This is a genomic window from Klebsiella sp. SYXHC3, assembly GCF_057196925.1.
Genome location: NZ_JBXUNG010000004.1, coordinates 11,406 through 38,186, shown reverse-complemented (window position 1 = coordinate 38,186; position 26,781 = coordinate 11,406). Strand labels below are relative to the sequence as shown.

Here is a 26,781-nt window from a genome sequence, read left to right as displayed (position 1 = left end):
GAAAAGAGAAATGAATATGATGTATTCCATTAGTAACGCGGAGCGGGAACTGCAGGCGAAAAGCGTGGATCTCAACCCGCGCTGGTATCCGCGTTATCACCTGGCGGCCCGTGCCGGTTGGATCAACGACCCCAACGGGCTGGTATGGTTCGACGGCTGGTACCACGCGTTTTATCAGCACCACCCGTATTCAAACCAGTGGGGGCCGATGCACTGGGGCCACGCGCGCAGCAAGGACCTTGTGCAGTGGGAACACCTGCCGGTGGCGCTGGCGCCGGAAGGGCCGGAAGATAAAGACGGCTGCTTCTCCGGCTCGGCGGTGGTTGATGGCGATACGCTGGCACTCATCTACACCGGCCATAAATTTCATGGCGATCCCGCGGATGAAAATAACCTGTACCAGGTGCAGTGCCTGGCGACCAGCCGCGACGGCATCCATTTTGAGCGCCAGGGGATGGTTATCGATACCCCGCCGGGGATGCACCATTTTCGCGACCCGAAAGTATGGCGTGAAGGTGAAAGCTGGTACATGGTGGTCGGCGCGCGGGTAGACGACGTCGGCCAGGTGCGGTTGTACCGTTCTGACGACCTGCGCTACTGGCAGGACGCCGGTATTCTTGCCCAGGCCGAAGCGGGGATGGGCTACATGTGGGAGTGCCCGGATTTCTTTGAACTCGATGGCAAGCGGGTGCTGATGTTCTCGCCGCAGGGGATGGCCGCGGACGGCTTTGCCCGGCGCAATTTATTCCAGAGCGGCTATCTGCTGGGGGACTGGCAGCCGGGGCAACCTTTTGTCCGCGAAGAGGCGTTTGTCGAACTCGACAGCGGTCACGATTTCTATGCGCCGCAAAGTTTCCTCACCCCCGATGGCCGACGAATTGTAATCGGCTGGCTGGATATGTGGGAGTCGCCGCTGCCGGAGCAGCAGGACGGTTGGGCCGGTATGCTGTCGCTGCCGCGCGAGTTAAGCCTCGGCGCGAATAATCGGTTATTGATGCGTCCGGCAAAAGAGGTGGAAGGTCTGCGCCGCGACTGGTTCCCGTGGCCGGTCAGTTCGTTGAAGAATCAGCAACTGACGATGGTAGAGCACTGCGAAACCATGGAGGTCAACCTGCATTGGGATATGGCCAATAGCGGCGCCGAGCAGTACGGTTTGAGCTTTGGCGAAGGGCTGAAGGTATATGTCGACAATCAGATGCAGCGTCTGGTGCTGGAGCGTCGCTATCCGCAATATGGTTTGTGCGGCACCCGCAGCGTTCCGTTACCAGCCGGTTCGGCGCTGAAGCTGCGGCTATTTTTCGATAGCTCATCCGTTGAGGTTTTCGTTAATGACGGCGAAGCCTGCCTCAGCAGCCGTATTTATCCTGATGCCCGGCGCCGGGAATTAGCTTTATTTTCCTGGAGCGGTAGTGCGGCATTAATTGATGGCGGAGCATGGAACCTCTAATTAAATAATCATTAACCTGAATAACCCGTAAGCAAACGCCGGCGGGTTATTTAATATTCACCAAAATAATAAAACAATACCTTTAATATATAATAAGCAGGGTCTAACGATGAATAAAATCTGGGTTGGATGTCTTATCTCGTCTTTATTTATTCCCGCCGCCGGCGCGCAGCAAACGCTTTCGCTTGAGGAGCGTCTGGCGCAGATGGAGCAGCGCTTAAAAGCCACCGAGCAGAGGGCGCAAAACGCCGAGGCGGAAATCCGCGAACTGAAGCAGCAGGAGCGCGCGACGGCTCAAAGCAGCGCGCCTGCGCCCGCGACGGTTGCCGCGCCCGCGCTGGCGGTGAATAAAGATGTCGATTTAAAATTTTACGGTGATGTTGAATTTAATATGGATGGCGCCAGCCGAACCGGCAGCCTGACCTCGGTAAAAACCAGCGCGAATAAGAACTGGGCGCCGGGGGATAAAGAGCGCTGGGATATTAATGGGCGTATTTTGTTAGGGTTCGATGGCTTACGCAAAGGCGCTAATGGGAAATACTCCGGCTTTAGCGTACAACCGCTGGCGGATATGACCGGAAAAATGAATCTTGATGATGCCGTATTTTTCTTTGGTCAGGAAAATGACTGGAAAATAAAAATCGGGCGCTTTGAAGCCTACGATATGTTCCCGCTGAATCAGGATACGTTTATTGAATATTCTGGTAATACCGCCAACGATCTCTATAGCGACGGTTACGGTTATATCTACATGATGAAAGAGGGGCGCGGGCGTAGCAGCAGCGGCGGTAATTTCCTGCTGAGCAAATACCTCGATAACTGGTACTTTGAGCTCAACACGCTGGTGGAAGACGGTAGCTCGCTGTTTGTCGATCAAAACTACCACGGCAACGCGCTCGAAAATCATAAAAACGTGGTCTATGTGCGGCCGGTGGCGGCCTGGCAGTCCGGCCCGTGGTCAGTGGCGGCGGCGGTTGAGAGTAATCTGGTGAACAATGCCTATGGCTATCAAAACCAGAACGGACGCTGGGTCGATCAGTCAAGCCGTACCGGCTACGGCCTGACCATGAGCTGGAATACGCTGAAAACCGATGCCGAGGATGGCATGGTGGTGAATCTCAGCACCGCTTATCTGGACGCGGCGGATGAAGAGGATTTCAGCGCCGGTATCAACGCGCTGTGGCATCGCGTCGAGCTGGGATATATCTACGCGCACAACAAAATCGAGCAGTTCAACATGGCGGGGGTCAGCGGCGAGTGCGATGGCGACTGCGCGATTCTGACGCCGGGCCGCTATGACATCCACACGATCCATGCCTCCTGGCAACTGCCGAATATCATGGATATGCCGAACTTTAATATTTATCTCGGCGCCTATGCCTCATGGCTGGATTCGTCGGCCCAGCAGAGCGGGAACGACGACGAACGCTACGGCGCGCGCGTGCGCTTTAAATATTTCTTCTGATGGGGTCGCCGCCCAACAGCAACAGTGGAAAGTTATCGGCAGGTTTGCTTCACTGGAGCAAACCATAAAGGAGCAGATAATGAAAACCATCGGCCTGCTGGGCGGCATGAGCTGGGAATCCACCATTCCCTATTACCGGTTAATTAATGAAGGCATTAAAGCGCGGCTCGGCGGCCTGCATTCCGCCAGCCTGTTGCTACATAGTGTTGATTTTCATGAGATTGAAGCCTGCCAGTCGGCAGGGGAGTGGGATCGCGCCGGCGAGATCCTCGCCGCGGCGGCGCTGGGGCTACAGCAGGCCGGCGCCGAGGGCATCGTGCTGTGCACCAACACCATGCATAAGGTGGCTGATGCGATTGAAGCCCGCTGCGAGGTGCCGTTCCTGCATATCGCCGACGCCACCGGGCGGGCTATCAGCGCTAAAGGCCAGCGTCGGGTCGCGCTATTGGGCACCCGCTACACCATGGAGCAGGATTTTTATCGCGGCCGTCTACAGCAGCAGTTTGCCATTGAGACGCTGATCCCGCAGGCTGACGATCGGGCGCGCATCAATCAAATTATTTTTGATGAGCTATGCCTCGGCACCTTTAGCGACGCCTCGCGCGACTATTATCTGCAGGTCATCAAGGCGCTGGCGGCGCAGGGGGCGGAAGGCGTTATCTTCGGCTGCACCGAAATCGGCCTGCTGGTACCGGAAACGAGTAGTCCGCTGCCGGTATTTGATACCGCGGCGATCCATGCCGCCGACGCGGTGGAATTTATGCTCTCTTAAGTACCGCCGCCAGCGGCTGTTCGATACGCGGCAGGCTGGTTTGCAGATGCTGGACAAAGGCGTCGACCAGCGCGGAACCGGGGCGATGTAGTGGGCGGATTAGGCTGACGGTAAAGGGCACATCGACGCTGAAGCGCCGCACCACCACGCCGCTCTCAGCGTAGTCGAGGGCGGTGAGCGGGTTAACCACCGAAATGCCCGCTCCGGCGCGCACCAGCGCGCAGATCGACGCCGCGCTGTGGGTTTCAACCACCATCCGTCTTTTCACCTGGTGCTCCATAAATAGCGCATCAAGCAGCTGACGATAGCTGTCGGTGCGCGACAGGCTGATATAGTTTTCACCGTGGAAGTCGGCGGGGGTGAGTTCGGTTTTCGCGGCCAGCGGGTGATTTTGTGGCAGCACGCAGACTTCATTTAAGGTCAGCAGCGGCGTGCGCTCGGTGCCGGCTGGCGTATGCAGCGTTTCCGTTAACCCCAAATCGTGGCGCTGGGCGGACAGCCACTCCTCCAGCAGCGGCGACTCCTGCGGCACGATCTGCAGGCTGACGTCCGGATAGCGCACCAGGAACGGCTGCAGCAGCAGCGGCAGAAATGACTGCGAAAAGACCGGCAGACAGGCTACCGACAGCTCTCCCTGGCGGAATTCGCGCAGGCTCTCCGCGGCGCTAACGATGCGATCCAACCCGTACCACGAGCGCTGTACTTCTTCAAACAGTCGCAGCCCCTGCACCGTCGGCTGCAGACGGCCGCGGGCGCGCTCAAACAGCTTTAAGCCCAGCACTTTCTCAAAACGCGCCAGTTCGCGGCTGACCGTCGGCTGCGAGGTATGCAGCATCCGCGCCGCTTCGGTTAGGTTGCCGGTGGTCATCACCGCGTGGAAAATCTCAATATGGCGTAAGTTGACGGCAGGCATGGGCGGCTCCCGGTTAGCATCAGATAGCCATATCATTTTTGCATAGACTCGCGATAAAACGATATTTTTTATTCTCTTCCCGCTGTGGCGTAATCGGAAAAAACATCGACAAACACACGTACGCACCGGAGTCCTTATGCCACGCTCGCTAAACGCCACCGATACCGATCTGACCGCTGACAATCTACTGCGCCTGCCCGCTGAGTTCGGCTGCCCGGTATGGGTCTATGACGCGCAGATTATCCGCCGCCAGATTGCCCAACTTAGCCAGTTTGACGTGGTGCGTTTTGCGCAGAAGGCCTGCTCCAATATTCATATTCTGCGTCTGATGCGCGAGCAGGGCGTGAAGGTGGATTCGGTGTCGCTTGGCGAGATCGAACGCGCGCTGGCGGCAGGTTATGATCCCGTGCAGCATCCGGACGATATCGTCTTTACCGCCGATCTGATCGATCGTGCGACCCTTGAGCGGGTGAAAGCATTACAGATCCCAGTGAATGCCGGATCCGTGGATATGCTTAGCCAGCTGGGTGAAGTCTCGCCGGGCCACCGCGTCTGGCTGCGCGTCAACCCGGGATTTGGTCATGGCCACAGCCAGAAGACCAATACCGGCGGCGAAAACAGCAAACACGGTATCTGGTTCAGCCAGCTGCCGCAGGCGCTGGAGGTGATTCGCCGCCATTCGCTACAGCTGGTCGGCATCCATATGCATATCGGCTCCGGCGTTGATTACGGTCATCTTGAGCAAGTATGCGGCGCGATGGTGCGCCAGGTGGTGGAGTTTGGTCAGGATCTGCAGGCGATCTCCGCCGGCGGCGGTTTATCGATCCCATATCACGAAGGCGAAGAGGCGATCGATACCGATCACTACTTTGGCCTGTGGAATGCGGCGCGCGAGCAGATCGCCCAACATCTGGGGCATCCGGTAAAGCTGGAGATCGAACCGGGGCGTTTCCTGGTGGCGGAGTCCGGCGTGCTGGTATCGCAGGTGCGTAGCGTGAAAGAGATGGGCAGCCGCCACTTCGTGCTGATCGATGCCGGCTTTAACGATCTGATGCGCCCGGCCATGTACGGCAGCTATCATCATATTACCGCGCTGGCGGCGGACGGGCGCGACCTGAGCGGCGAGCCGCAGCTGGAAACCGTGGTCGCGGGGCCGCTGTGCGAATCCGGCGACGTCTTTACCCAGCAGGAGGGCGGCAAAGTGGAAACTCGCCTGCTGCCGGCGGTGGCGCCGGGCGATTACCTGGTGCTGCACGACACCGGCGCCTACGGCGCATCGATGTCTTCAAACTACAACAGCCGCCCGCTACTCCCGGAAGTGCTGTTTGATAACGGCAGCGCGCGCCTGATTCGCCGCCGCCAGACCATTGAAGAACTGCTGGCGCTGGAGCTTATTTAAAGAATGGCCCCGTCGTCACCGATTCACGCAGTACCAGCGTACCGGTGAACGGCGGGATGGTTTCGATCGGCTGTTCGTTGGCGAGCTTAATCGCCTGGTCGATGGCGGTGGTGATCATATTGTCGATCGGCAGATAAACCGTTGATAATCCGGGCTCCAGCCACTTCGCGCTAGGAGCGTCGTCAAAGCCGAAGAGCGATACGTCCTGCGGAATGCGCAGCCCCGCCTGATGCAGCGCTTTCGAGGCGCCCAACGCCATATCATCGTTACAGGAGAACAGCGCGCTAAACGGCGTTTTCTCTTCTAATAATTCCCGACACAGCTCATAACCGCGGGTCATCGTTGAATCGCCGTACTTGACCCGCGCCGGTTCCCACGCAATTCCGTGCTTTTCCAGGGCGCTGCGGTAGCCCGCCAGGCGCGCTTTACCCGTTGGGGTATGCATTGGTACGGTCAGGCAGGCGATATCGCGATGCCCCTGGGAGATCAGATAGTCGACGGCCTGAAACGCCGCCTCCTGCTGTTCAAAGAACACGCAGCGTTCCCGCGCCTGGCTAACGTCGCGGTTAATCACCACCAGCGGCGTTTCAATGGTTTCGATAAGCGACATAATTTTCTGTTCGCTCATATGGCGGGTGTAGAGCACGATGGCGTCACACTGACGGTCGGCCAACATTTGTACCGCTTCTTCTTCCCGTTCGGGCGCATCGTGGCCGTCGGTGACGATAAGCTGTTTGCCCCAGGCTTCCGTTTGGCGCGACGCCTGTTGCAGCAAGCGGCCAAAGTAAAAACCGTCGAATGTCGATACCACCAGTCCAATGCTGTTGCTGGTGCGATTCGCCAGCGAGCGGGCGAGAAAATTAGGCCGGTAGCCCAGCTCTTCCATCGCTTTGAATACCTGTTGGCGGGTACTCTCTTTTACCTGACCTGTGCCGTTCAACACGCGGGAAACCGTCGCTTTCGAGACGCCTGCGCGTATTGAGACATCCAGCATTGTTGCCATTCGTCGATTCCTGATAACCGGTGATAGGGCGCAGTTTACCACAGTCATTCAGAGGGATATGAGCCTGACGACGGCAAAGACTATCGCGATCACGCTTTTTGCGGAAATCCTGTTGAAGGCATTTTCCGACCCCGGATGCGCGGGCGCGAGCGGCGCGCTAGAATTCATCGATTCACAGGGGGAAAAAATGCAGATTCAACCGTTGTACGCCGCGCCGCAGCATGGGCCGCAGGTGGCGGAGTGGTTATGGCAGGCTTTTGCCGGCGATGCCTTACCGCAGGCGTTTTTTAGCAGTATTGTTGAACATAGCCAAACGCCGGGGGCGCTGCCGCTGACCTTTATCGCCACCGATGGTGAGGCGCTGCTGGGTACCGTGGGGCTGTGGCGTTGCGATTTGATAAGCCGTCAGGATCTATTTCCATGGATGGCGGCGCTGTTTGTCGCCGAAACGGCGCGCGGGCAGGGGCTGGCCGGGAAGCTGCAGCGGCACGTCATCGACTATGCCCGCCAGTGCGGTTATCCGCAGCTTTATCTCTATTCCGCCTGCCGCGATTTTTATGAGCGCTTTGGCTGGCGCTATATCGGCGAGGGCCTGGATTACCCGGCCACCGCCGTGAGCCTGTACCGCTATGACTTGTCACTTTCCGCGGGCGTTATCACCGAGTGACGGCGCACCAGCGTCGGGCTGAAGAGGTGAGTGATTTCCGGCGCCGGACGCTGTTCTGCTAGTGCCAGGGCCAGCTCCGCCGCCTGGGTCGCCATGGTGACGATCGGATAACGTACGGTGGTCAGGCGGGGGCGCACGTAGCGCGAGATCAGCACATCATCGAAGCCAATCAGCGAAATTTCCTGCGGCACCTCGATACCGTTATCGTTGAGCACCCCCATCGCGCCGGCGGCCATTGAATCGTTGTAACAGGCGACGGCGGTAAAGTTTCTGCCGCGGCCTAATAGCTCGGTCATCGCCAGCTCGCCGCCGCTTTCGTCAGGTTCGGCGAAGGTGACCAGCCGGTCGTTGACGGCCAGGCCGCTCTCCTTCAGGGCATCGTAATAACCTTGCAGCCGGTCTTCGGCATCGGAAATCGCGTGGTTGGAGCAGATATAGCCAATGCGGCTGTGGCCCTGCTGAATCAGATGGCGCGTCGCCAGCCAGGCGCCGTAGCGGTCATCGAGCGCCACGCTGCGCTGCTCGAAACCCGGCACGATGCGGTTAATTAACACCATGCCGGGGATCTGTTTCATCAGCCCCGCCAGCTCGTCGTCGGGGATCATTTTGGCGTGCACCACCAGCGCCGCGCAGCGGTGACGGATTAGCTGTTCAATCGCCTGACGTTCTTTTTGCACGTTGTGGTAGCCGTTGCCGATAAGCAAAAAATTACCGGTGCTGTAGGCCACCTGCTCGACGGCTTTGACCATCGCGCCGAAGAAGGGATCGGAAACGTCGCCCACCACCAGGCCGATGGTTTCCGTTGACTGCTGCGCCAGCGCGCGGGCGTTGGCGTTGGGGTGGTAGTTCAGGGTTTCCATCGCCGCCGTCACCGACTGACGAGAGGCTTCACTCGCTTTTGGCGAGTTGTTGATAACGCGTGAGACGGTAGCGACGGACACTCCTGCGAGTCGGGCTACATCCTTAATTGTCGCCATACCGGACCTTTTTTAGGGTAAGCGTTTACATAATAGTTATGTTACGGGAAAGCGCAGCGGATTCAAGGCTACCGCTATTCTGGTTGATACAAATGTGACGCAGACAGAGATTAGCAGTGACAAAGTTACACAGCACAATGCGTGGGATGCAACGGTGAAAAGAGAATTCTCATCTTTGCTTACACTTTGCGATTAGCTGTTGCGAATGTTCGCTGGTTTCGTTGAGTGATGCATTGATACTCTGGCTATCCCAGAGGTATTGATAGGTGGAGTCAACGTCATGTTGACCACTTAATTACACCAACCTGCGCAGATGCGCAGGTTTTTTTTTGCCTGTTATTCATGCTGTTACAGATAGCGAGAATCGTAATACCTGGTTGCACTTAGGCTCATTCCCTTGCGTTTTCGCGCTGGCGCGATCGCGGGTAAAAACGCGACAATCAGGGTCCCAGAGGTATTGATTGGTGAGTTTCTTAAGTACGCACTTCGTACTGATTATCTTGCACCGGCCTGCGCGGATGCGCAGGTTTTTTTTATTCTGAATTTTATCCCCCACACTGCTTTTCCCCGCCTTCTCATGTAACCTGCTTGGATTACTAAATCAGCCACGCGGAGTCGTTATGCTGTTGGGATTTTTTCGATTACTGTTCAAAGGATTGTACCGGGTGCGATTGACCGGAGACACTCAGGCGCTTTATCAGGAAAAAGTATTAATAACGCCCAATCATGTCTCATTTCTCGACGGTATTTTACTGGCGCTCTTTCTGCCTGTGCGGCCGGTGTTTGCGGTCTATACGTCGATTAGCCAGCGCTGGTTTATGCGGGCGCTGACGCCGCTTATCGACTTTGTTCCGCTGGACCCCACCAAACCGATGTCAATTAAGCATCTGGTGCGCTTGATTGAGCAGGGACGCCCGGTGGTTATTTTCCCGGAAGGGCGTATTTCGGTCAGCGGTTCGCTGATGAAAATCTATGACGGCGCGGCGTTCGTGGCGGCGAAGTCGAAAGCGACCATTGTGCCGCTGCGAATTGAAGGCGCCGAACTTACGCCATTCAGCCGCCTGAAGGGGCTGGTAAAACGCCGCCTGTTCCCGCGTATTCAGCTCCATTTACTGCCGCCGACGCATCTGCCGATGCCGGAGGCGCCGCGCGCCCGCGATCGGCGAAAAATCGCCGGCGAAATGCTGCACCAGATCATGATGGAAGCGCGGATGGCGGTGCGCCCGCGTGAAACGTTATATGAGTCGCTACTGGCGGCGCAGGACCGCTTTGGCGCGCGCAAAAACTGCGTGGAAGATATTAATTTCCAGCCGGATACCTACCGTAAACTGTTGACCAAAACGCTGTTCGTCGCGCGTATTCTGGAAAAATACAGCGTGCAGGGCGAGAAAATCGGCCTGATGCTGCCTAACGCCGGTATCAGCGCGGCGGTGATTTTCGGCGCGATTGCCCGCGGGCGAATCCCGGCAATGATGAACTATACCGCCGGCGTCAAAGGACTCAGCAGCGCGATTACCGCCGCGGAAATCAAAACCATTTTTACCTCCCGTACCTTCCTCGATAAGGGCAAACTCTGGCACCTGCCTGAGCAGTTGACTCAGGTGCGCTGGGTGTTTCTGGAAGATCTGAAAGGCGATGTCACCACTGCCGACAAACTGTGGATATTTGGCCATTTGCTGGCGCCGCGTCTGGCGCAGGTCAAGCAGCAGCCGGAAGATGCGGCGATGATCCTCTTTACCTCCGGCTCGGAGGGGAACCCAAAAGGGGTGGTGCATAGCCATAAAAGCCTGCTGGCTAACGTCGAACAGATTAAAACCATCGCCGATTTTACCGCCAACGACCGCTTTATGTCGGCGCTGCCGCTTTTCCACTCCTTCGGCCTGACGGTCGGCCTGCTGACGCCGCTATTCACCGGCGCGGAAGTATTCCTCTATCCAAGCCCGCTGCACTATCGGGTGGTGCCGGAGCTGGTTTACGATCGTAACTGTACCGTTTTGTTCGGCACCTCAACCTTCCTCGCCAACTATGCCCGCTTTGCCAACCCGTATGATTTTTATCGCCTGCGCTATGTGGTGGCAGGGGCGGAAAAACTGCAGGACAGCACCAAGCAGCTGTGGCAGGACAAATTTGGTCTGCGCATCCTTGAAGGCTACGGCGTGACCGAATGCGCGCCGGTGGTCTCCATCAACGTTCCGATGGCGGCGAAAGTCGGCACCGTCGGGCGCATTCTTCCGGGAATGGATGCCCGATTGCTGGCGATGCCGGGCATCGAACAGGGAGGCCGACTGCAGTTAAAAGGGCCTAACATCATGAAAGGCTATCTGCGGATAGAAAACCCCGGCGTGCTGGAAGCGCCGACGGCGGAAAACCAGTACGGTGAAGTGGAGAGCGGCTGGTACGACACCGGCGATATCGTCGTCTTTGACGAACAGGGCTACGTCCGCATTCAGGGCCGCGCCAAGCGCTTCGCCAAAATCGCCGGCGAGATGGTCTCGCTGGAGATGGTCGAGCAGGTCGCTTTGGCGGTCTCGCCAGACAAAATGCACGCCACGGCCATTAAGCAGGACGCCAGCAAAGGCGAGGCGCTGGTGCTGTTTACCACCGATAATGAACTCAATCGCGAAAAGCTGTTGCGCTACGCACGTGAACATGGCGTACCGGAACTGGCGGTGCCGCGCGATATTCGTTGGCTGAAACAGCTGCCGGTACTGGGCAGCGGCAAGCCGGACTTTGTCACCCTGAAAGGCATGGTAGAAGAGGCGGAGCATTCAAATGAGTGAGTCAGTGCACACTAACGCTTCACTGTACTCGAAAGGGATGATGGCGGTGATCTGCGCCCAGTTCCTGTCGGCCTTCGGCGATAATGCGCTGCTGTTCGCCACCCTGGCGCTGATGAAACAGCTCTACTATCCGGAGTGGAGCCAGCCGGTGTTGCAGATGTTGTTTGTGGGCGCTTACATTCTCTTTGCGCCGTTTGTCGGTCAGTTTGCCGATAGCTTCGCCAAAGGCCGGGTGATGATGGTCGCTAACGGCCTGAAGCTGCTCGGCGCCGGGTGTATTTGCTTTGGCGTCAATCCGTTTATCGGCTATACGCTGGTGGGTGTTGGCGCGGCGGCCTATTCGCCGGCGAAATACGGTATTCTGGGCGAACTGACCACCGGCGATAAGTTAGTGAAGGCTAACGGACTGATGGAGTCGTCGACCATCGCGGCTATCCTGCTGGGGTCAATGGCGGGCGGCATTCTTGCGGACTGGCACGTGCTGGCGGCGCTTATCGTTTGTGCGCTGGTTTATGGCGGCGCGGTGGTCGCTAACCTGTGGATCCCGAAACTACCGGCGGCTCGTCCTGGGCAGTCGTGGCGTTTCAGGCCGATGACCCATAGCTTCTTCAGCGCCTGTAAAACGCTGTGGCGTAATAGCGAAACGCGTTTCTCGTTGATGGGCACCAGCTTGTTTTGGGGCGCGGGGGTGACGCTGCGCTTCCTGCTGGTGATTTGGGTGCCCGTAGCGCTTGGGATCACCAGCAACGCGATGCCGACCTACCTCAATGCGATGGTCGCCGTCGGGATTGTGGTTGGTGCTGGCGCGGCGGCGAAGCTGGTAACGCTGGAAACCGTCTCGCGCTGTATGCCCGCCGGGATATTGATTGGCGTCGCGGTGATTGCCTTCGCGGTGCAGCAGTCGCTATTGCCAGCATTTGGCCTGCTGCTACTGCTCGGTGTGTGCGGCGGCTTCTTTATTGTGCCGCTGAACGCGCTGCTGCAGGAGCGCGGGAAACATACCGTTGGCGCAGGTAACGCCATTGCGGTACAGAACCTCGGCGAAAACGTGGCGATGCTGCTTATGCTGGGGCTGTACTCGCTGGCGGTCAGCGTTGGGATCCCGCCGGTTGGCGTGGGGATAGGGTTTGGCGCGGTCTTTGCGCTAGCCATCGCCGCATTGTGGTGGTGGGGACGGCGTAAATAACGCCCCGGAGGGGGACGGACTCACAAATGTCTGCTCTCCAGTAGCCCGGGTAAGGCGTTTACGCCGCTACCCGGGTTTTACCCTCTTAAGGCGCTGGGTAGGTATATACCTTATGCACCGCTTCAATCTCCGCTAACACCTCTTCGCTCAGCTCAAGATGCAAACTTTCGACGTTGGTCTTGAGCTGCTCCATGGTCGTGGCCCCGAGCAGGGTACTGGCGACAAATGGCTGGCGACGCACAAAGGCCAACGCCATTTGCGCCGGATCGAGATTGTGGCGTTTGGCAATGTCCACATAAGCGGCCACCGCTTTCTGCGCCTGCTCGCCGCTGTAGCGGGTAAAGCGGCTGAATAGCGTATTGCGTGCGCCAGCCGGCTGCGCGCCGTTGAGGTACTTACCGGTCAGCGTACCGAACGCCAGGCATGAATACGCCAGCAGCTCTACGCCCTCATATTGGCTCACTTCCGCCAGCCCCACTTCGTAGCTGCGGTTAAGCAGGCTGTACGGGTTTTGAATCGTGACGATGCGTGGTAGGTCGTGCTTATCGGCCAGGTGCAGATAGCGCATGACGCCAAAAGCGGTTTCGTTAGAGACGCCGATATAGCGAATTTTCCCGGCGCGCTGGAATTCGGTGAGGGCTTCCAGCGTATCGAGCAGGGTGACCACCGGCGCGGAGTCGCTCCAGGTATAGCCCAGCTTGCCGAAACAGTTGGTCTGGCGCTGTGGCCAATGTACCTGATAGAGGTCGAGATAATCGGTTTGCAGACGCTTGAGGCTGTCGTGCAGCGCGTCGCGAATGTTTTTGCGATCCAGCGCGTGGTTCGGGCGAATGCTGCTGTCGTTATTGCGCGCCGGGCCGCTGACTTTAGAGGCGATAACCAGCTTTTCGCGGTTGCCGCGTTTCGCCAGCCAGTTGCCGACGTAGGTTTCGGTCAGACCCTGGGTTTCCGGGCGCGGCGGGACAGGATACATTTCGGCGACATCAATCAGGTTAATTCCCTGACTTACGGCGTAGTCGAGCTGTTCATGAGCGTCGGCCTCGCTATTTTGTTCACCAAACGTCATTGTGCCCAGCCCTAGCGTGCTGATTTCAAGAGAACTGTGTGGGATACGGTGATACTGCATAGCCGGCTTCCTTATTTTTATCAACAAGGTCAGGAGTTTCCCGACAAAACTATCTCCCCACAAACTTCAAAGCGCTTGCAGGCTGATGGGAATAACAACATGGCAGAGGGAGAGAAAAAGAGAAAGGGAAAATATCAAAAAAGCCGGGTCTGGAGATCCTGAAGGGGGTTGCCCTGGGATATAGCAGGGGGATCCCGACTCTTTTCTGTTGCTGTGGTTGTCGGAAATTATGCATTTAACCGACGAAAAAGCTTAACGCTTAATAATTTGTGACACGTCGTCGCGGTTGATCTGCATTTTATTGCCTTGCTGATCTTCGTAGCTTATCAAACCGGTGTCATCGTCAACCGCCGGTTTACCGTCGGTAAGAATCATACGTCCGTCTTTTGTCGCCATGACATAATCGCTGCTGCAACCGGAAACCGAGAACGCCAGTCCTACGGCGGAAATCAATACTGCCCATTTTTTCATCGTCATTACCTCTCTTATGGCCGCACCTCGTACCAGTATATTAATAGCCTGATTTGTGAGACATAAAAAGCAGTAAAGTCTTAAAAAGAATTGCAGCCCGCTTCCGGACTGCAATTTTGTGGCTTACAGCGGGTTTTTCTTATTGCGCATCAGGTTGAGAGTTTCGACCGCAATGGAGAAGAACATCGCGAAGTAGATGTAACCTTTCGGCACATGCACATCGAAGCTCTCCAGCATCAGGGTGAAACCGACCAGGATCAGAAACGACAACGCCAACATTTTGACCGACGGGTGACGGTCAACGAAGTCGCCGATCGGACGTGCGGCAAACATCATCACCCCAACCGCAATCACCACCGCGGCCATCATAATGAACAGATGATCGGAGAGGCCGACGGCGGTGATGACTGAATCAAGACTGAAGATGATATCCAGCAGCATGATCTGCACGATGGCGCCAAAGAAGGAGTGGACGTTGCTTTTAAGACCCTCTTCCTCGCCTTCAATCGATTCGTGGATCTCTTTACTCGCTTTCCAGATCAGGAACAGGCCACCGAGCAGCAGGATCAGATCGCGAAACGAGATCTCCTGACCGAATACGGTGAAGAGTGGATTGGTGAGCTTAACGACCCAGGCGATAGACGCCAGCAGGCCGAGACGCATCAGCATTGCACCCATCAGCCCGATACGCCGCGCATGGGCGCGTTGGGCGGTGGGCAACTTAGCGACAACCAGAGAGAGAAAAATAATATTATCGATCCCGAGAACGATCTCCAGCAGTGTCAGCGTGCCGAGCGCCAGCCAGGCATTAGGATCGGTTATCCATGCAAATAACATTGTTCAAAGTCCTGCAAAAATAAAGTCGTAATTATATGCAGGCGTTGCGGCAGAACAAAAAATTATTCATGCCCTAATAGAAAATGACGCGCCAGCAGTGCGGCGGTAAAGTTCTTTTTCAGATAAAAGCCGCGCGGCAAAGTGAGGATTGGCTCGCCGTGGGCGCCGATCGCTTCCGTTAGCGCCTTGCTGTTGGCCGCTTTAGGGCGCAGTTGCAATACCTCGCCGTGGCGGGCGGTGATGCGTTCAACCTGGCCGAGTACGATCAAATCCATCAACTCTTCCCAGTCCATGCGCAGCTGGCGATCTTCTTCCTCGTCTGGCGTCCATAATAGCGGCGCGCCGACGCGGCGTTGCGCGAGCGGGATCTCGCGTTCGCCTTCTACCGGGATCCACAATACGCGCTGTAGCTTATGCCGCACGTGGCTGCTTTCCCAGGTCACGCCGCTATTACCGGTTAGCGGCGCCACGCAAACAAATGTGGTCTCCAGAGGACGGCCCTGACGGTCAATGGGGATGGTTTTCAGCTCCACGCCTAAGGCAGCGAAATCCTGCTCCGGTTTGCTCCCGGCGCTGGCGCCCAGCCAAATTTCCAGCAGAATGCCAATCCAGCCTTTATCGCGTTTCAAATCGCGGGGAATGGGGACCCCCGCCAGCGCCGCCAGTTCACCCAGCGAATAACCCGCCAGCCGCTGGGCCTGAGCAAGAAGTTGCTCCTGACTTTGCGGCGGAGCGGTTAGCGGAGCGATGGCTGGCATGATGGAAAACCTCTGGTTAAAAAGTGAGCGCTATTTTTATGCGTTGTGGATAGAGTTTACCTTTTTATGGGTAACTATACCAATATGATGATTTATATATGTTTTTTGTCCCGTTTCTTCGCTTGTGAAAACAGTGAAAACGGGTTTTCCAGAACTGGTCACTGACAATGAACAGGATCTTACACCATGTTATCCACAGAAAAATGGGATAACTGGGGAAAAGCCCCACTACTGGTTCGATTTACAGCCTTGACGTGCGACGAAAATCGAATTTTTAGACAAAATGTGCCCGACGAGTGTGCTTTATCTGTGGATAAAAGCGGCATTGTTCGATCTTTCATCAGTTGCCGGATCGCATATGTGATGATCATCACGTTATGCTGTAATTTGTCGGTGTGAACTATGATAACTTAATGAATAGTATGTCATTATTAAGAAGCCCTATCTCTACGTCGTTCGGACTACTCTGGGTTTTCCCTGGTTAATTCCGTACTTCTTCACAACTCTATCCACAGAAAAAGTGAATAAAATGGCCCGGGGATGGCGTTCACTGTTTATAACTCGGGTGATTACTGTGAGTTATTCAAATGTTATTCGTTATCACGCCACACAGAGAGTGGTTTACCGTTTCCAACGAGTGTGAAACAATCATTCACATTGAAGCTTATTTTGAGGTAGTCCGGTGATTGATGACGATGGCTACCGCCCAAATGTCGGCATTGTAATCTGTAACCGCCAGGGCCAGGTGATGTGGGCCCGGCGCTATGGTCAGCACTCGTGGCAGTTCCCGCAAGGGGGCATTAATCCAGGCGAGTCCGCCGAGCAGGCAATGTATCGGGAATTGTTCGAAGAGGTTGGGTTAAGCCGCAAAGATGTGCGGATCCTGGCCTCAACCCGTAACTGGCTGCGTTACAAGCTGCCTAAACGTTTGGTGCGTTGGGACACAAAGCCGGTTTGTATCGGTCAGAAGCAGAAGTGGTTTCTTCTACAACTGGTCGGCAGCGATACGGCTATTAATATGCAAACCAGCAGTACACCTGAGTTTGATGGCTGGCGATGGGTAAGTTACTGGTACCCGGTTCGTCAGGTGGTGTCGTTTAAGCGCGACGTTTACCGCCGGGTGATGAAAGAGTTCGCGGGTGTGACAATGTCGCTCGCTGAAACCACACCAAAGCCACAAAGCGCGCCTGCTTATCGACGTAAAAGAGGTTAAGCCACGCACATTATGCTCACTCGGTTGCGAGAAATAGTCGAGAAGGTCGCCAGCGCGCCGCGTTTAAACGAGGCGCTGGATATCCTGGTGACGGATGTCTGTAAAGCGATGGAAACGGAAGTTTGTTCGGTTTATCTGGCTGACAACGATCGACGCTGCTATTACCTGATGGCCACGCGCGGGCTGAAAAAACCCCGTGGGCGCACAGTCGCACTCGCATTTGATGAAGGTCTTGTCGGCCTGGTGGGGCGGCTGGCCGAACCTATCAACCTCGCCGATGCGCAGAAGCATCCCAGCTTTAAATACATCCCGGCTGTTAAGGAGGAGCGTTTTCGCGCCTTCCTTGGCGTGCCGATCATCCAGCGGCGTCAGCTGCTGGGTGTGCTGGTAGTCCAGCAGCGTGAGCTGCGCCAGTTCGATGAAAGCGAAGAGTCCTTCCTTGTCACCCTCGCCACCCAGATGGCGGCGATTCTCTCCCAATCACAGTTAAATGCGCTGTTTGGGCAGTATCGTCAGACCCGCATCCGCGCGCTGCCGGCATCATCCGGGGTGGCGATTGCCGAAGGCTGGATGGATGCCAGCCTGCCGTTGATGGAGCAGGTCTACGAGGCCTCGACGCTGGACACCGCTTCCGAGCGCGAACGTCTCACCGGCGCGCTGGAAGAGGCGGCGAATGAGTTTCGTCGCTACAGCAAGCGCTACGCCGCCGGGGCGCAAAAAGAGACGGCGGCTATTTTTGACCTCTATTCGCACCTGTTATCCGATGCGCGCCTGCGCCGTGAGCTATTCGATGAAGTCGACAAAGGCTCCGTCGCCGAATGGGCGGTGAAAAAGGTCATTGAAAAATTTGCCGAGCAGTTTGCCGCCCTCAGCGATGGCTATCTGAAAGAGCGGGCGGGGGATTTGCGTACTCTCGGACAGCGGCTGTTGTTTCATCTCGACGACACCACCCAGGGGCCTAACACCTGGCCTGAGCGCATTATTCTGGTGGCCGACGAACTGTCGGCTACCACGCTTGCGGAAGTGCCGCAGGACCGTTTAGTCGGGGTGGTGGTGCGCGACGGCGCGGCCAACTCCCACGCGGCGATCATGGTGCGCGCGCTGGGCATCCCGACGGTAATGGGCGCCGATATTCAGCCGTCGCTGCTGCATGGCCATATGCTGATCGTTGATGGTTATCGCGGCGATCTATTGGTCGATCCCGAACCGGTGCTGCTGCAGGAATATCAGCGGTTAATCAGCGAAGAGAACGAACTGAGCCGGCTGGCGGAAGACGATCTCGAACGCGCTTCCGAACTGAAAAGCGGCGAACGGGTAAAAGTGATGCTCAACGCCGGCCTGAGCCCGGAGCATGAAGAGAAACTCGGCAGCTTTATCGATGGTATCGGGCTTTACCGCACCGAAATTCCGTTTATGTTGCAAAGCGGCTTCCCCTCCGAAGAGGAGCAGGTCGCCCAGTATCAGGGCATGCTGCAGATGTTTAACAGCAAACCCGTGACCCTGCGTACGCTGGATATCGGCGCCGATAAGCAACTGCCGTATATGCCGATTAGCGAAGAGAACCCGTGCCTTGGCTGGCGCGGGATCCGTATTACGCTCGATCAGCCGGAGATCTTCTTGATCCAGGTGCGTGCCATGCTGCGCGCCAATGCCGCCACCGGCAACCTCAGCATACTGCTGCCGATGGTCACCAGCCTCGAAGAGGTTGACGAAGCCCGCCGCCTGATTGAGCGCGCCAGTCGCGAAGTCGAGGAGATGATTGGTTACGCTATTCCGCGCCCGCGCCTTGGGGTGATGCTGGAAGTGCCGTCTATGGTCTTTATGCTGCCGCAGTTGGCAAACCGCATCGACTTTATCTCGGTCGGCACCAATGACCTGACGCAATACATCCTCGCGGTCGACCGCAATAATACCCGCGTCGCCAATATGTACGACTGCCTGCATCCTGCGGTATTGCGGGCGCTGGCAATGATCGCTCATGACGCCGAGCGTTTTGGTATCGATCTGCGCCTGTGCGGCGAAATGGCGGGTGACCCGATGTGCGTCACCATCCTGGTAGGACTCGGCTATCGCCATTTGTCGATGAACGGCCGTTCGGTCGCGCGCGTGAAATATCTGCTACGCCGTATCGATATCGAAGAAGCGCAGGAGCTGTCACGGCGCAGTCTGGAAGCGCAGATGACCACCGAAGTGCGCCACCAGGTGGCGGCGTTTATGGAGCGCCGCGGTCTCGGCGGCCTGATCCGCGGCGGACGGTAACGTAGTTAACGTAGGTCGGGTAAGGCGTTAGCCGCCACCCGACAAAAAACGGCACCGCGAGTAGTGCTGTAGCCCCGGTAAGCGGCAGCGCCACCGGGGGATTTTGAGATCACTAGCACCAGTAGTATCAGCCATCATGGTGAATAAATTAAAGGCAGGCCGCACGGACCGTAGGTCGGGTAAGGCGTTAGCCGCCACCCGACAAAAAAACGGCACCGCGAGTAGCGAGCCCGGGTAAGGCGTAAGCCGCAGCCCGGGGAAAAAACCGCACGCTGTTAGCATCCGTATACATATCTTTTACACGTTCAGCGCGGATCGCACTACACGCTTATGCTATCATTCGCCTCCTTCGGAGTGCCCGTTTTAAGCGGGCACGGATCATCACCGCTGTCCACTTTCGGCGGAATAACAAGTCTTTATGGTGACAGATGAATAGTGGCTACCTGCATTTTCCGGAGTTCGATCCGGTAATATTTTCCATTGGACCGGTCTCTCTCCACTGGTACGGCTTAATGTACCTGGTTGGTTTCGTCTTTGCGATGTGGCTGGCCACCCGTCGGGCCAATCGTCCGGGCAGCGGCTGGACGAAAAATGAAGTGGAAAACCTGCTCTACGCGGGCTTCCTTGGCGTATTCCTCGGCGGCCGTATTGGCTATGTGATGTTCTACAACCTGCCGGTCTTCCTTAGCGACCCGCTATATCTGTTCCGCGTCTGGGATGGCGGCATGTCGTTCCACGGCGGCCTGATCGGCGTGATTCTGGTGATGATTATCTTCGCCAAACGCACCAAACGCACCTTCTTCCAGGTCTCCGATTTCATCGCGCCGCTGATCCCGTTTGGCCTCGGCGCCGGGCGTCTGGGCAACTTTATCAACGGTGAACTGTGGGGCCGCGTTGACCCGAACTTCCATTACGCGATGATTTTCCCGGGCTCGCGCGCTGAGGATCTGGCGCTGCTGCCGTCGCACCCGGAGTGGCAATCATTATTCGATACCTACGGCGCGCTGCCGCGTCACGCCTCGCAGCTTTATGAGCTGGCGCTGGAAGGCGTGGTGCTGTTCCTGATCCTGAACCTGTTTATCCGTAAACCGCGCCCGACCGGTTCCGTTTCCGGCCTGTTCCTGATTGGCTACGGCCTGTTCCGCATTATCGTGGAATTCTTCCGTCAGCCGGACGCGCAGTTTACCGGCGGCTGGGTACAGTACATCAGTATGGGGCAGATTCTTTCGATCCCGATGGTGCTTGCGGGTATCATTATGATGGTTTGGGCTTATCGTCATCGTCCGCAGCAACAAAACTCTTGAGGAACCATGAAACAGTATCTTGATTTGATGCAGAAAGTACTCGCCGAGGGCACGCCAAAAAATGACCGCACCGGCACTGGCACTCTCTCTATCTTCGGCCACCAGATGCGTTTTAACCTGCAGGAAGGCTTCCCGCTGGTGACCACCAAGCGCTGTCATTTACGCTCCATCATCCATGAACTGCTGTGGTTCCTGCAGGGCGACACCAACATTGCCTATCTGCACGAAAATAACGTCACAATCTGGGATGAGTGGGCGGATGAGAATGGCGATCTGGGGCCGGTCTACGGCAAACAGTGGCGCTCCTGGCCCGCGCCGGACGGCCGCCATATCGACCAGATCAGCACGGTCATTGAACAGCTGAAAAATGACCCGGACTCCCGTCGTATCATCGTGTCGGCATGGAACGTCGGTGAGCTGGATAAAATGGCGCTGGCGCCGTGCCACGCGTTCTTCCAGTTCTACGTCGCCGACGGCAAGCTCTCCTGCCAGCTGTATCAGCGCTCCTGCGACGTGTTCCTCGGCCTGCCGTTCAACATCGCCAGCTATGCGCTGCTGGTGCATATGGTGGCGCAGCAGTGCGATCTGCAAGTGGGCGATTTTGTCTGGACCGGCGGCGACACTCACCTGTACAGCAATCACCTGGAGCAGACCAACCTGCAGCTGAGCCGCGAACCGCGTCCGCTGCCGAAGCTGGTCATTAAGCGCAAACCGGCGTCGATTTTCGACTACCGTTTTGAAGACTTCGAAATTGAAGGTTATGACCCGCATCCGGGTATTAAAGCGCCTGTGGCGATTTAACCTCTCTGTAGTGATGACAAACCGGCGCCAGCAGCGCCGGTTTTTTTATGCTCTTCGTAGAATTTTGCGAGCCTGATTCCTGACGCCGCTCAACATCCTGCAACTGGCGAATTTTTTCCCGAGCCGCGACGCGAACCGTAGATTTACCATTCGAATGGATGGTCAGAGCAACGCATACTCGACGCCATGAACAGACAGCATGGCTACACCCTAATTGAAATGCTGGTCACCATGATGCTGGTGATCATCCTCAGCGCCAGCGGTATGTACGGCTGGCAGCGCTGGCAACAGCAACAGCGCCTGTGGCAGGTCGCCTGTCAGGTGCGCGATTATCTCGTGCTGCTGCGCGATGACGCCAACTGGCACAACCGCGAGCGCGTCATTCGCGTCGGACAATCGCCCGCCGGCTGGTGTCTGAGCGCAAGCGGCGTGGAGGCTGACTGTCACGCGAAAACACCTTTTACCCTGCAGCCGCTATGGCCGGGGATTACGCTGCAACATTTGACGGCAGGCATCGGTTTTTACGGTCTGCGCAACAGCGCCTGGGCCGGGCATATCCTGTTGCAAAGCGAGGTCGGGTCGTGGCGGATCGTTGTTTCTAACTGGGGGCGCATACGCCTGTGCCGGGAGGGAGAGGAATTATGCCAGTAGCAGCGCGCGGCTTTTCGCTCATTGAAACGCTGATTGCCATGGCGATTGGCGCGGTATTACTGCTCGGAGCTGCTCGTTTCCTTCCGGCGCTACAGCGCCAGGTTCTTCGCCAAATGCAGCAGCAGGCGCTGGAAAATGAGCTATGGCAGCGGGTCTATGCGTTAGCCAAACATTTGCAGCGCGCCGGATATTGCGCAGGTCAATGTCATGGTCAGGCGCTGGTGATTGCCAGCGGCGGGCAGTGCGTCATCGTTCGCTGGGATGGCAACAGCAACGGCATTTGGGAACTGGCGCCGGAGGCCGATGCCGATTCCACCGGTTTTCGCCTGCGCGACGGAGCGCTGGAAACGCGGCGCGGCGTCGCTGACTGCGGCGGTAAAAATTGGGAGAAAATGACCAATCCCGCCGCTCTCACGGTCACGCGCTTTTACGTTGAGCGGCAGGCGATAAGCGGGTTTTCTCCTGAACTTATCGTTACCCTGGGGGCGCAGGCGCAATCGGACTCGCGTATTTCTGCCGAGGCGCAATATCGGGTGACGGGGTTCAACCTGTGAAACGCCAGCGCGGAGTTTCATCGCTGCTGATGGTGCTGCTGTTACTGGCGCTGGGCAGCCTGCTGTTGCAGGGGATGAATCAGCAGCAGCGATCTCTGCTGGCGCAGGTGAGCGCCGAAACCCAGGCGATTCGCGATACGGCCGCCGCGCAGTCGGCGCTGCAATGGGGCAAAGGGGTGAACTGGCCGCTGCAGAGCGATGTGGTGTGTCAACAGGAAAACAGCCAACGCTGGCGAGCGTGCCTGCGGCTTTTTAATGATGGCCGCGCGCTGCTTATCGCCGGCAGCGGCACGATACAGCTGTGGCAGTCAGCATGGGTTGAAAAGGGCGTGCTGCGGTATTTAGCGCATGGCTGGAGCGATTTTTGCCCGTTAAAGGAGAGTGCGTTATGCCTGATGCCGTAGCGCGCCAGCGCGGTTTTAGCCTGGCGGAGACATTATTAGCGATGGCGCTGTTAATCATGACCATCGCGGCGCTTGGTGGTTATCACCGCGGGCTGGCCAGCGGCGCCGCTCAATTGAACGCCTATCGCCAGCAGTGGCGGGAGGCGTGGCGCTTTAGCCAGCTCATTCCCCCGGCACAGCCCGCGCAAGGGCAAATAAGCCGCTTGCAGACATCCAGGCAAAGTTGTGTCAGCATCACGGTAACGATCACCATGCCCGCCGCTAAGCGGGTGCAGATGAACCGGCTACATTGTCCGGCAAATCAGTAGTCAGGAGCGAATATGTTAAGGGTGTACCACTCAAACCGTCTGGATGTGCTTGAAGCGTTGATGGAGTTTATCGTCGAGCGCCAGCGGCTGGATGACCCTTTCATGCCGGAAATGGTGCTGGTGCAAAGTACCGGTATGGCGCAATGGCTACAAATGACGCTGGCAAAGCGCTTCGGCATTGCGGCGAATATCGAGTTTCCGCTGCCGGCCAGCTTTATCTGGGATATGTTCGTTCGCGTGCTAGACGATATTCCCGGCGAGAGCGCCTTCAGTAAACAGAGCATGAGCTGGAAGCTAATGACTCTGCTACCGCAGTATCTCGACGATGACGCCTTCACATTGCTGCGCCACTATCTGAGCGATGACAGCGACAAGCGTAAGCTATTCCAGCTAGCCGCGCGGGTAGCCGATCTGTATGACCAGTATCTGGTCTATCGCCCGGAGTGGCTGATGCGCTGGGAGGCCGATGAACGGGTTGACGGGCTGGGCGACGCTCAGCAGTGGCAGGCTCCGCTGTGGAAAGCGTTAGTCGAATACACCGCGGAGCTTGGGCAACCGCTGTGGCACCGCGCTAATCTGTACCAGCGCTTTATCAGCGCGCTGGAAAATGCTGACCAGCCGCCAGCCGGGCTGCCGTCGCGGGTCTTTATCTGTGGCATCTCCGCGCTGCCACCGGTGTATTTGCAGGCCCTGCAGGCGCTGGGCAAGCACGTCGATGTCTATGTACTCTTCACTAACCCCTGTCGCTACTACTGGGGCGATATTAAAGATCCGGCGTTTCTTGCCAAACTGATGTCGCGCCAGCGCCGCCACCACCGCGAGGCGCGCGAGCTGCCGCTGTTCCGCGACACCGAACAGGCGCCGGGGTTGTTTAATGATGATGGCGAGCAGGATGTTGGTAACCCGCTGCTGGCCTCGTGGGGCAAGCTCGGGCGCGATTATATCTATCTGCTGGCCGGGCTGGAGCGCTATGAAGAGCTGGACGCCTTTGTCGATATCGCCCCCGATAACCTGCTGCATAACCTTCAGGCCGATATTCTGGATCTGCGCAACGCCGCGGTGGCAGGGCGCACCGCGCAAGAGTTCGCCAGCAGTAAGAGCAAGCGTCCGCTGGCGACTGACGACCGCAGCCTGGCTATCCACGTCTGCCATAGCCCGCAACGCGAAGTGGAAGTGCTGCATGACCGGCTGCTGGCGATGCTGGAAGAAGACCCGGAGCTGGCGCCGCGCGATATTATCGTCATGGTCGCCGATATCGACAGCTACAGTCCCTATATTCAGGCGGTATTCGGCGCAGCGCGCGGCGAACGCTGGCTGCCGTGGGCGATTTCCGACCGTCGGGCGCGGGAATCGCACCCGGCGCTACAGGCGTTTATCACGTTGCTTTCTCTGCCGGATAGCCGTTTCGCCAGTGAAGATGTGCTGGCGCTGCTGGATGTGCCAGTGCTGGCGGCGCGCTTCAATATCAATGAAGAGGGGCTACGCTATCTGCGCCAGTGGGTCAATGAATCCGGCGTACGATGGGGTATGGATGACGACAACGTGCGCGAAATGGATCTCCCGGCGACCGGTCAGCACACCTGGCGTTTCGGTTTAACACGTATGCTGCTGGGATATGCGATGGACAGCAGCCAGGGCGAGTGGCAGTCGGTGCTGCCCTATGATGAATCCAGCGGGCTGATTGCCGAACTGGTGGGGAATCTCGCTTCGCTGCTGATGCAGCTCAATCTGTGGCGCCGCGGTCTGGCACAGGATCGCCCGCTGACAGAGTGGCTGCCGGTGTGCCGCGATCTGCTCACGGATTTCTTTCTGCCAGACAGTGAAACCGAAGCGGCGCTGGCGCTGATTGAACAGCAATGGCAAGCCATCATCGATGGCGGGCTGGATGCGCAGTACGGGGCTGCCGTGCCGCTATCGCTGCTGCGCGATGAGCTGGCGCAGCGCCTCGATCAGCAGCGCATCAGCCAGCGTTTCCTGGCCGGGCCGGTAAATATCTGCACCCTGATGCCGATGCGTTCTATTCCCTTCAAAGTTGTCTGCCTGCTGGGGATGAACGACGGCGTCTACCCACGCACCCTCGCGCCGCTGGGTTTCGATTTAATGAGCCAAAAACCGCAGCGCGGCGACCGTAGCCGTCGCGACGACGACCGCTATCTGTTCCTGGAAGCGCTGATGTCGGCCGAACAGAAGCTATACATCAGCTATATCGGCCGCTCTATTCAGGATAATAGCGAGCGTTATCCTTCGGTGCTGGTACAGGAACTGGCGGACTATATCGGTCAGAGCCACTGCCTTGAAGGCGATGAAGCGCTGGACTGCGATGCCAGCGAACGCCGCGTTAAAGAGCACATTACCCATCTGCATACGCGCATGCCTTTTGATGCCGCCAATTACCTGCCGGATGAAGATCAGAGCTATGCAAGAGAGTGGCTGGCCGCCGCCAGCCAGCAGGGAGAGGCGCATAGTGAATTTATCCAGCCGCTTGCGCCGCTCGATATCGACACGCTGCCGTTCGAACAGCTGTTACGCTTTTGGCAGCATCCAGTGCGCGCTTTCTTCCAGCAGCGTCTGCGGGTAAATTTCCGCTCTGAAGAGAGCGAGATCCCCGAAGATGAGCCTTTCGTGCTTGAAGGGCTAAGCCGTTACCAGTTGAACCAACAGTTGCTGAATACGCTGATTGAACAGCAGGATGCGTCAGCGATGTATCGTCGTTTTCGTGCGGCGGGTGAGCTGCCTTTTGGCGCGTTTGGCGAACTGGCATGGGAGGCGCAGCGTCAGGAAATGCAGAACCTGGCTGAGCGGGTTATCGCCAGTCGTCAGCCCGCGCAAAGTATGGAGATCGACCTGCAGTGCAACGGTATCAATCTCACCGGCTGGCTACAGCAGGTACAGCCGGATGGGTTATTGCGCTGGCGTCCATCGCTGCTGAGCGTCTCTCAGGGCGTGCAACTTTGGCTGGAACATCTTGTCTATTGTGCTAGCGGCGGTCTCGGCGAAAGTCGCTTGTTCGTGCGCAAGGAAGGCGAATGGCGTTTCCCGCCGCTGGCGGCGGAGCAGGCGCAGGCGTATCTGAATGAGCTGGTAGAAGGCTACCTGCAGGGGATGTCAAAACCGCTACTGCTGTTGCCGGAAAGCGGCGGCGCGTGGCTAAAAGCCTGTTATGACGCGGAAAAGGATGTCATGTTAATGGATGACGAAACGCAACAAAAAGCGCGTAGCAAGTTCCTTCAGGCCTACGAAGGTAATATGGTGGTGAGCGGCGAAGGTGCCGATATCTGGTACCAGCGCCTGTGGCGCACCCTTGAGCCTGCGTACTATGAAGAGATTATCGCGCAGGCGCAGCGTTATCTGTTGCCGATATTTCGTTTCCATCAGTCCGAATAAAATTGTAATAGTATAAAAATTGCGCAAAAGAAGGTTGTTCATTTATTATGCGCAGCGAATCACGGACTGATGTTTTAAATACCCGGAAGATGGCCCGAGCCT

General features: G+C 57.1%; 24 protein-coding genes. 16 read left to right on the top strand and 8 right to left on the bottom strand.

Annotation, left to right across the window (positions count from 1 at the left end; genetic code table 11):
* Window positions 1–16 precede the first annotated feature (16 nt).
* The 3 genes from AC2CGP_RS12045 (at window position 17) to AC2CGP_RS12035 (ending at window position 3,684) form a co-directional block, all read left to right on the top strand.
* On the top strand, window positions 17–1,447 hold the full coding sequence (locus AC2CGP_RS12045; RefSeq protein ID WP_026612223.1) for a glycoside hydrolase family 32 protein: 1,431 nt from the start codon (window positions 17–19) through the stop codon (window positions 1,445–1,447).
* A gap of 109 nt (window positions 1,448–1,556) precedes the next feature.
* Window positions 1,557–2,912, top strand: a complete 1,356-nt coding sequence (locus AC2CGP_RS12040; protein WP_047466409.1) for a carbohydrate porin — start codon at window positions 1,557–1,559, stop codon at window positions 2,910–2,912.
* Between the two features lie 79 nt (window positions 2,913–2,991).
* Window positions 2,992–3,684, top strand: a complete 693-nt coding sequence (locus AC2CGP_RS12035) for an aspartate/glutamate racemase (protein ID WP_047466407.1) — start codon at window positions 2,992–2,994, stop codon at window positions 3,682–3,684.
* On the opposite strand, the gene AC2CGP_RS12030 is transcribed toward AC2CGP_RS12035, so the two are convergent.
* Entirely contained in the window at window positions 3,671–4,597 is a 927-nt protein-coding gene (locus tag AC2CGP_RS12030) for a LysR family transcriptional regulator (RefSeq protein WP_047076582.1), read from the bottom strand. The genes AC2CGP_RS12035 and AC2CGP_RS12030 overlap by 14 nt on opposite strands.
* Window positions 4,598–4,733: 136 nt before the next feature.
* Between AC2CGP_RS12030 and lysA the strand changes: the two genes are divergently transcribed.
* Window positions 4,734–5,996: a diaminopimelate decarboxylase gene (gene lysA / locus AC2CGP_RS12025; protein ID WP_049034552.1), complete on the top strand. Its 1,263-nt coding sequence runs from the start codon at window positions 4,734–4,736 to the stop codon at window positions 5,994–5,996.
* Here lysA and AC2CGP_RS12020 read toward each other — a convergent pair.
* Window positions 5,989–6,990: a LacI family DNA-binding transcriptional regulator gene (locus tag AC2CGP_RS12020; protein WP_161798777.1), complete on the bottom strand. Its 1,002-nt coding sequence runs from the start codon at window positions 6,988–6,990 to the stop codon at window positions 5,989–5,991. The genes lysA and AC2CGP_RS12020 overlap by 8 nt on opposite strands.
* A 196-nt stretch (window positions 6,991–7,186) precedes the next feature.
* Between AC2CGP_RS12020 and AC2CGP_RS12015 the strand changes: the two genes are divergently transcribed.
* On the top strand, window positions 7,187–7,666 hold the full coding sequence (locus AC2CGP_RS12015; RefSeq protein ID WP_015703332.1) for a GNAT family N-acetyltransferase: 480 nt from the start codon (window positions 7,187–7,189) through the stop codon (window positions 7,664–7,666).
* On the opposite strand, the gene galR is transcribed toward AC2CGP_RS12015, so the two are convergent.
* Window positions 7,627–8,643 (bottom strand): HTH-type transcriptional regulator GalR, encoded by a 1,017-nt coding sequence (gene galR / locus AC2CGP_RS12010; RefSeq protein WP_015703331.1) that lies wholly within the window; start codon window positions 8,641–8,643, stop codon window positions 7,627–7,629. The two genes, AC2CGP_RS12015 and galR, sit on opposite strands and share 40 nt — an antisense overlap.
* 620 nt (window positions 8,644–9,263) lie before the next feature.
* Here galR and aas point away from each other — a divergent pair.
* Window positions 9,264–11,423, top strand: coding sequence for a bifunctional acyl-ACP--phospholipid O-acyltransferase/long-chain-fatty-acid--ACP ligase (aas, locus tag AC2CGP_RS12005; RefSeq protein WP_086557598.1), 2,160 nt, complete (start codon window positions 9,264–9,266; stop codon window positions 11,421–11,423).
* Window positions 11,416–12,609, top strand: coding sequence for a lysophospholipid transporter LplT (gene lplT / locus AC2CGP_RS12000; RefSeq protein ID WP_020078036.1), 1,194 nt, complete (start codon window positions 11,416–11,418; stop codon window positions 12,607–12,609). Before aas ends, lplT begins: the two co-directional genes overlap by 8 nt.
* A gap of 85 nt (window positions 12,610–12,694) precedes the next feature.
* On the opposite strand, the gene AC2CGP_RS11995 is transcribed toward lplT, so the two are convergent.
* From AC2CGP_RS11995 to AC2CGP_RS11975, 5 genes are all read right to left on the bottom strand, one after another.
* The gene (locus tag AC2CGP_RS11995) at window positions 12,695–13,735 is read right to left on the bottom strand and encodes an NADP(H)-dependent aldo-keto reductase (protein ID WP_015369921.1); all 1,041 of its coding nucleotides are present in this window, start codon (window positions 13,733–13,735) and stop codon (window positions 12,695–12,697) included.
* Window positions 13,736–13,987: 252 nt separating this feature from the next.
* A complete protein-coding gene (locus AC2CGP_RS11990; protein WP_004867116.1) occupies window positions 13,988–14,206 on the bottom strand; it encodes a YgdI/YgdR family lipoprotein in 219 nt (72 codons plus the stop codon).
* 123 nt (window positions 14,207–14,329) lie between these two features.
* Window positions 14,330–15,043 (bottom strand): TerC family protein, encoded by a 714-nt coding sequence (locus AC2CGP_RS11985; RefSeq protein ID WP_015369923.1) that lies wholly within the window; start codon window positions 15,041–15,043, stop codon window positions 14,330–14,332.
* 62 nt (window positions 15,044–15,105) lie between these two features.
* Complete coding sequence (gene mutH, locus AC2CGP_RS11980) at window positions 15,106–15,801, bottom strand: DNA mismatch repair endonuclease MutH (RefSeq protein WP_015369924.1); 696 nt, start codon at window positions 15,799–15,801, stop codon at window positions 15,106–15,108.
* Window positions 15,802–15,865: 64 nt separating this feature from the next.
* Entirely contained in the window at window positions 15,866–16,030 is a 165-nt protein-coding gene (locus AC2CGP_RS11975) for a hypothetical protein (RefSeq protein ID WP_226933606.1), read from the bottom strand.
* Between the two features lie 453 nt (window positions 16,031–16,483).
* Between AC2CGP_RS11975 and rppH the strand changes: the two genes are divergently transcribed.
* The 9 genes from rppH (at window position 16,484) to recC (ending at window position 26,679) form a co-directional block, all read left to right on the top strand.
* Window positions 16,484–17,014 carry an RNA pyrophosphohydrolase gene (rppH, locus tag AC2CGP_RS11970; RefSeq protein WP_015703328.1) on the top strand — a complete coding sequence of 177 codons (531 nt, stop codon included), beginning with the start codon at window positions 16,484–16,486 and terminating at the stop codon, window positions 17,012–17,014.
* 12 nt (window positions 17,015–17,026) lie between these two features.
* Window positions 17,027–19,273, top strand: a complete 2,247-nt coding sequence (gene ptsP, locus AC2CGP_RS11965; RefSeq protein WP_015369927.1) for a phosphoenolpyruvate--protein phosphotransferase — start codon at window positions 17,027–17,029, stop codon at window positions 19,271–19,273.
* A 428-nt stretch (window positions 19,274–19,701) separates the two neighbouring features.
* Window positions 19,702–20,577: a prolipoprotein diacylglyceryl transferase gene (lgt, locus tag AC2CGP_RS11960; RefSeq protein ID WP_015369928.1), complete on the top strand. Its 876-nt coding sequence runs from the start codon at window positions 19,702–19,704 to the stop codon at window positions 20,575–20,577.
* A 6-nt stretch (window positions 20,578–20,583) separates the two neighbouring features.
* The gene (gene thyA, locus AC2CGP_RS11955) at window positions 20,584–21,378 is read left to right on the top strand and encodes a thymidylate synthase (protein WP_020078038.1); all 795 of its coding nucleotides are present in this window, start codon (window positions 20,584–20,586) and stop codon (window positions 21,376–21,378) included.
* A 186-nt stretch (window positions 21,379–21,564) separates the two neighbouring features.
* On the top strand, window positions 21,565–22,029 hold the full coding sequence (locus AC2CGP_RS11950; RefSeq protein WP_032715735.1) for a prepilin peptidase-dependent protein: 465 nt from the start codon (window positions 21,565–21,567) through the stop codon (window positions 22,027–22,029).
* Window positions 22,020–22,583, top strand: a complete 564-nt coding sequence (locus AC2CGP_RS11945; protein ID WP_154105417.1) for a prepilin peptidase-dependent protein — start codon at window positions 22,020–22,022, stop codon at window positions 22,581–22,583. The genes AC2CGP_RS11950 and AC2CGP_RS11945 overlap by 10 nt, the downstream gene beginning before the upstream one ends.
* Window positions 22,580–22,987 carry a DUF2509 family protein gene (locus AC2CGP_RS11940; protein WP_154105418.1) on the top strand — a complete coding sequence of 136 codons (408 nt, stop codon included), beginning with the start codon at window positions 22,580–22,582 and terminating at the stop codon, window positions 22,985–22,987. Before AC2CGP_RS11945 ends, AC2CGP_RS11940 begins: the two co-directional genes overlap by 4 nt.
* The gene (locus AC2CGP_RS11935; protein WP_015369934.1) at window positions 22,972–23,295 is read left to right on the top strand and encodes a prepilin-type N-terminal cleavage/methylation domain-containing protein; all 324 of its coding nucleotides are present in this window, start codon (window positions 22,972–22,974) and stop codon (window positions 23,293–23,295) included. Before AC2CGP_RS11940 ends, AC2CGP_RS11935 begins: the two co-directional genes overlap by 16 nt.
* 12 nt (window positions 23,296–23,307) lie before the next feature.
* Window positions 23,308–26,679: an exodeoxyribonuclease V subunit gamma gene (gene recC / locus AC2CGP_RS11930; RefSeq protein WP_154105419.1), complete on the top strand. Its 3,372-nt coding sequence runs from the start codon at window positions 23,308–23,310 to the stop codon at window positions 26,677–26,679.
* Window positions 26,680–26,781 lie beyond the last annotated feature (102 nt).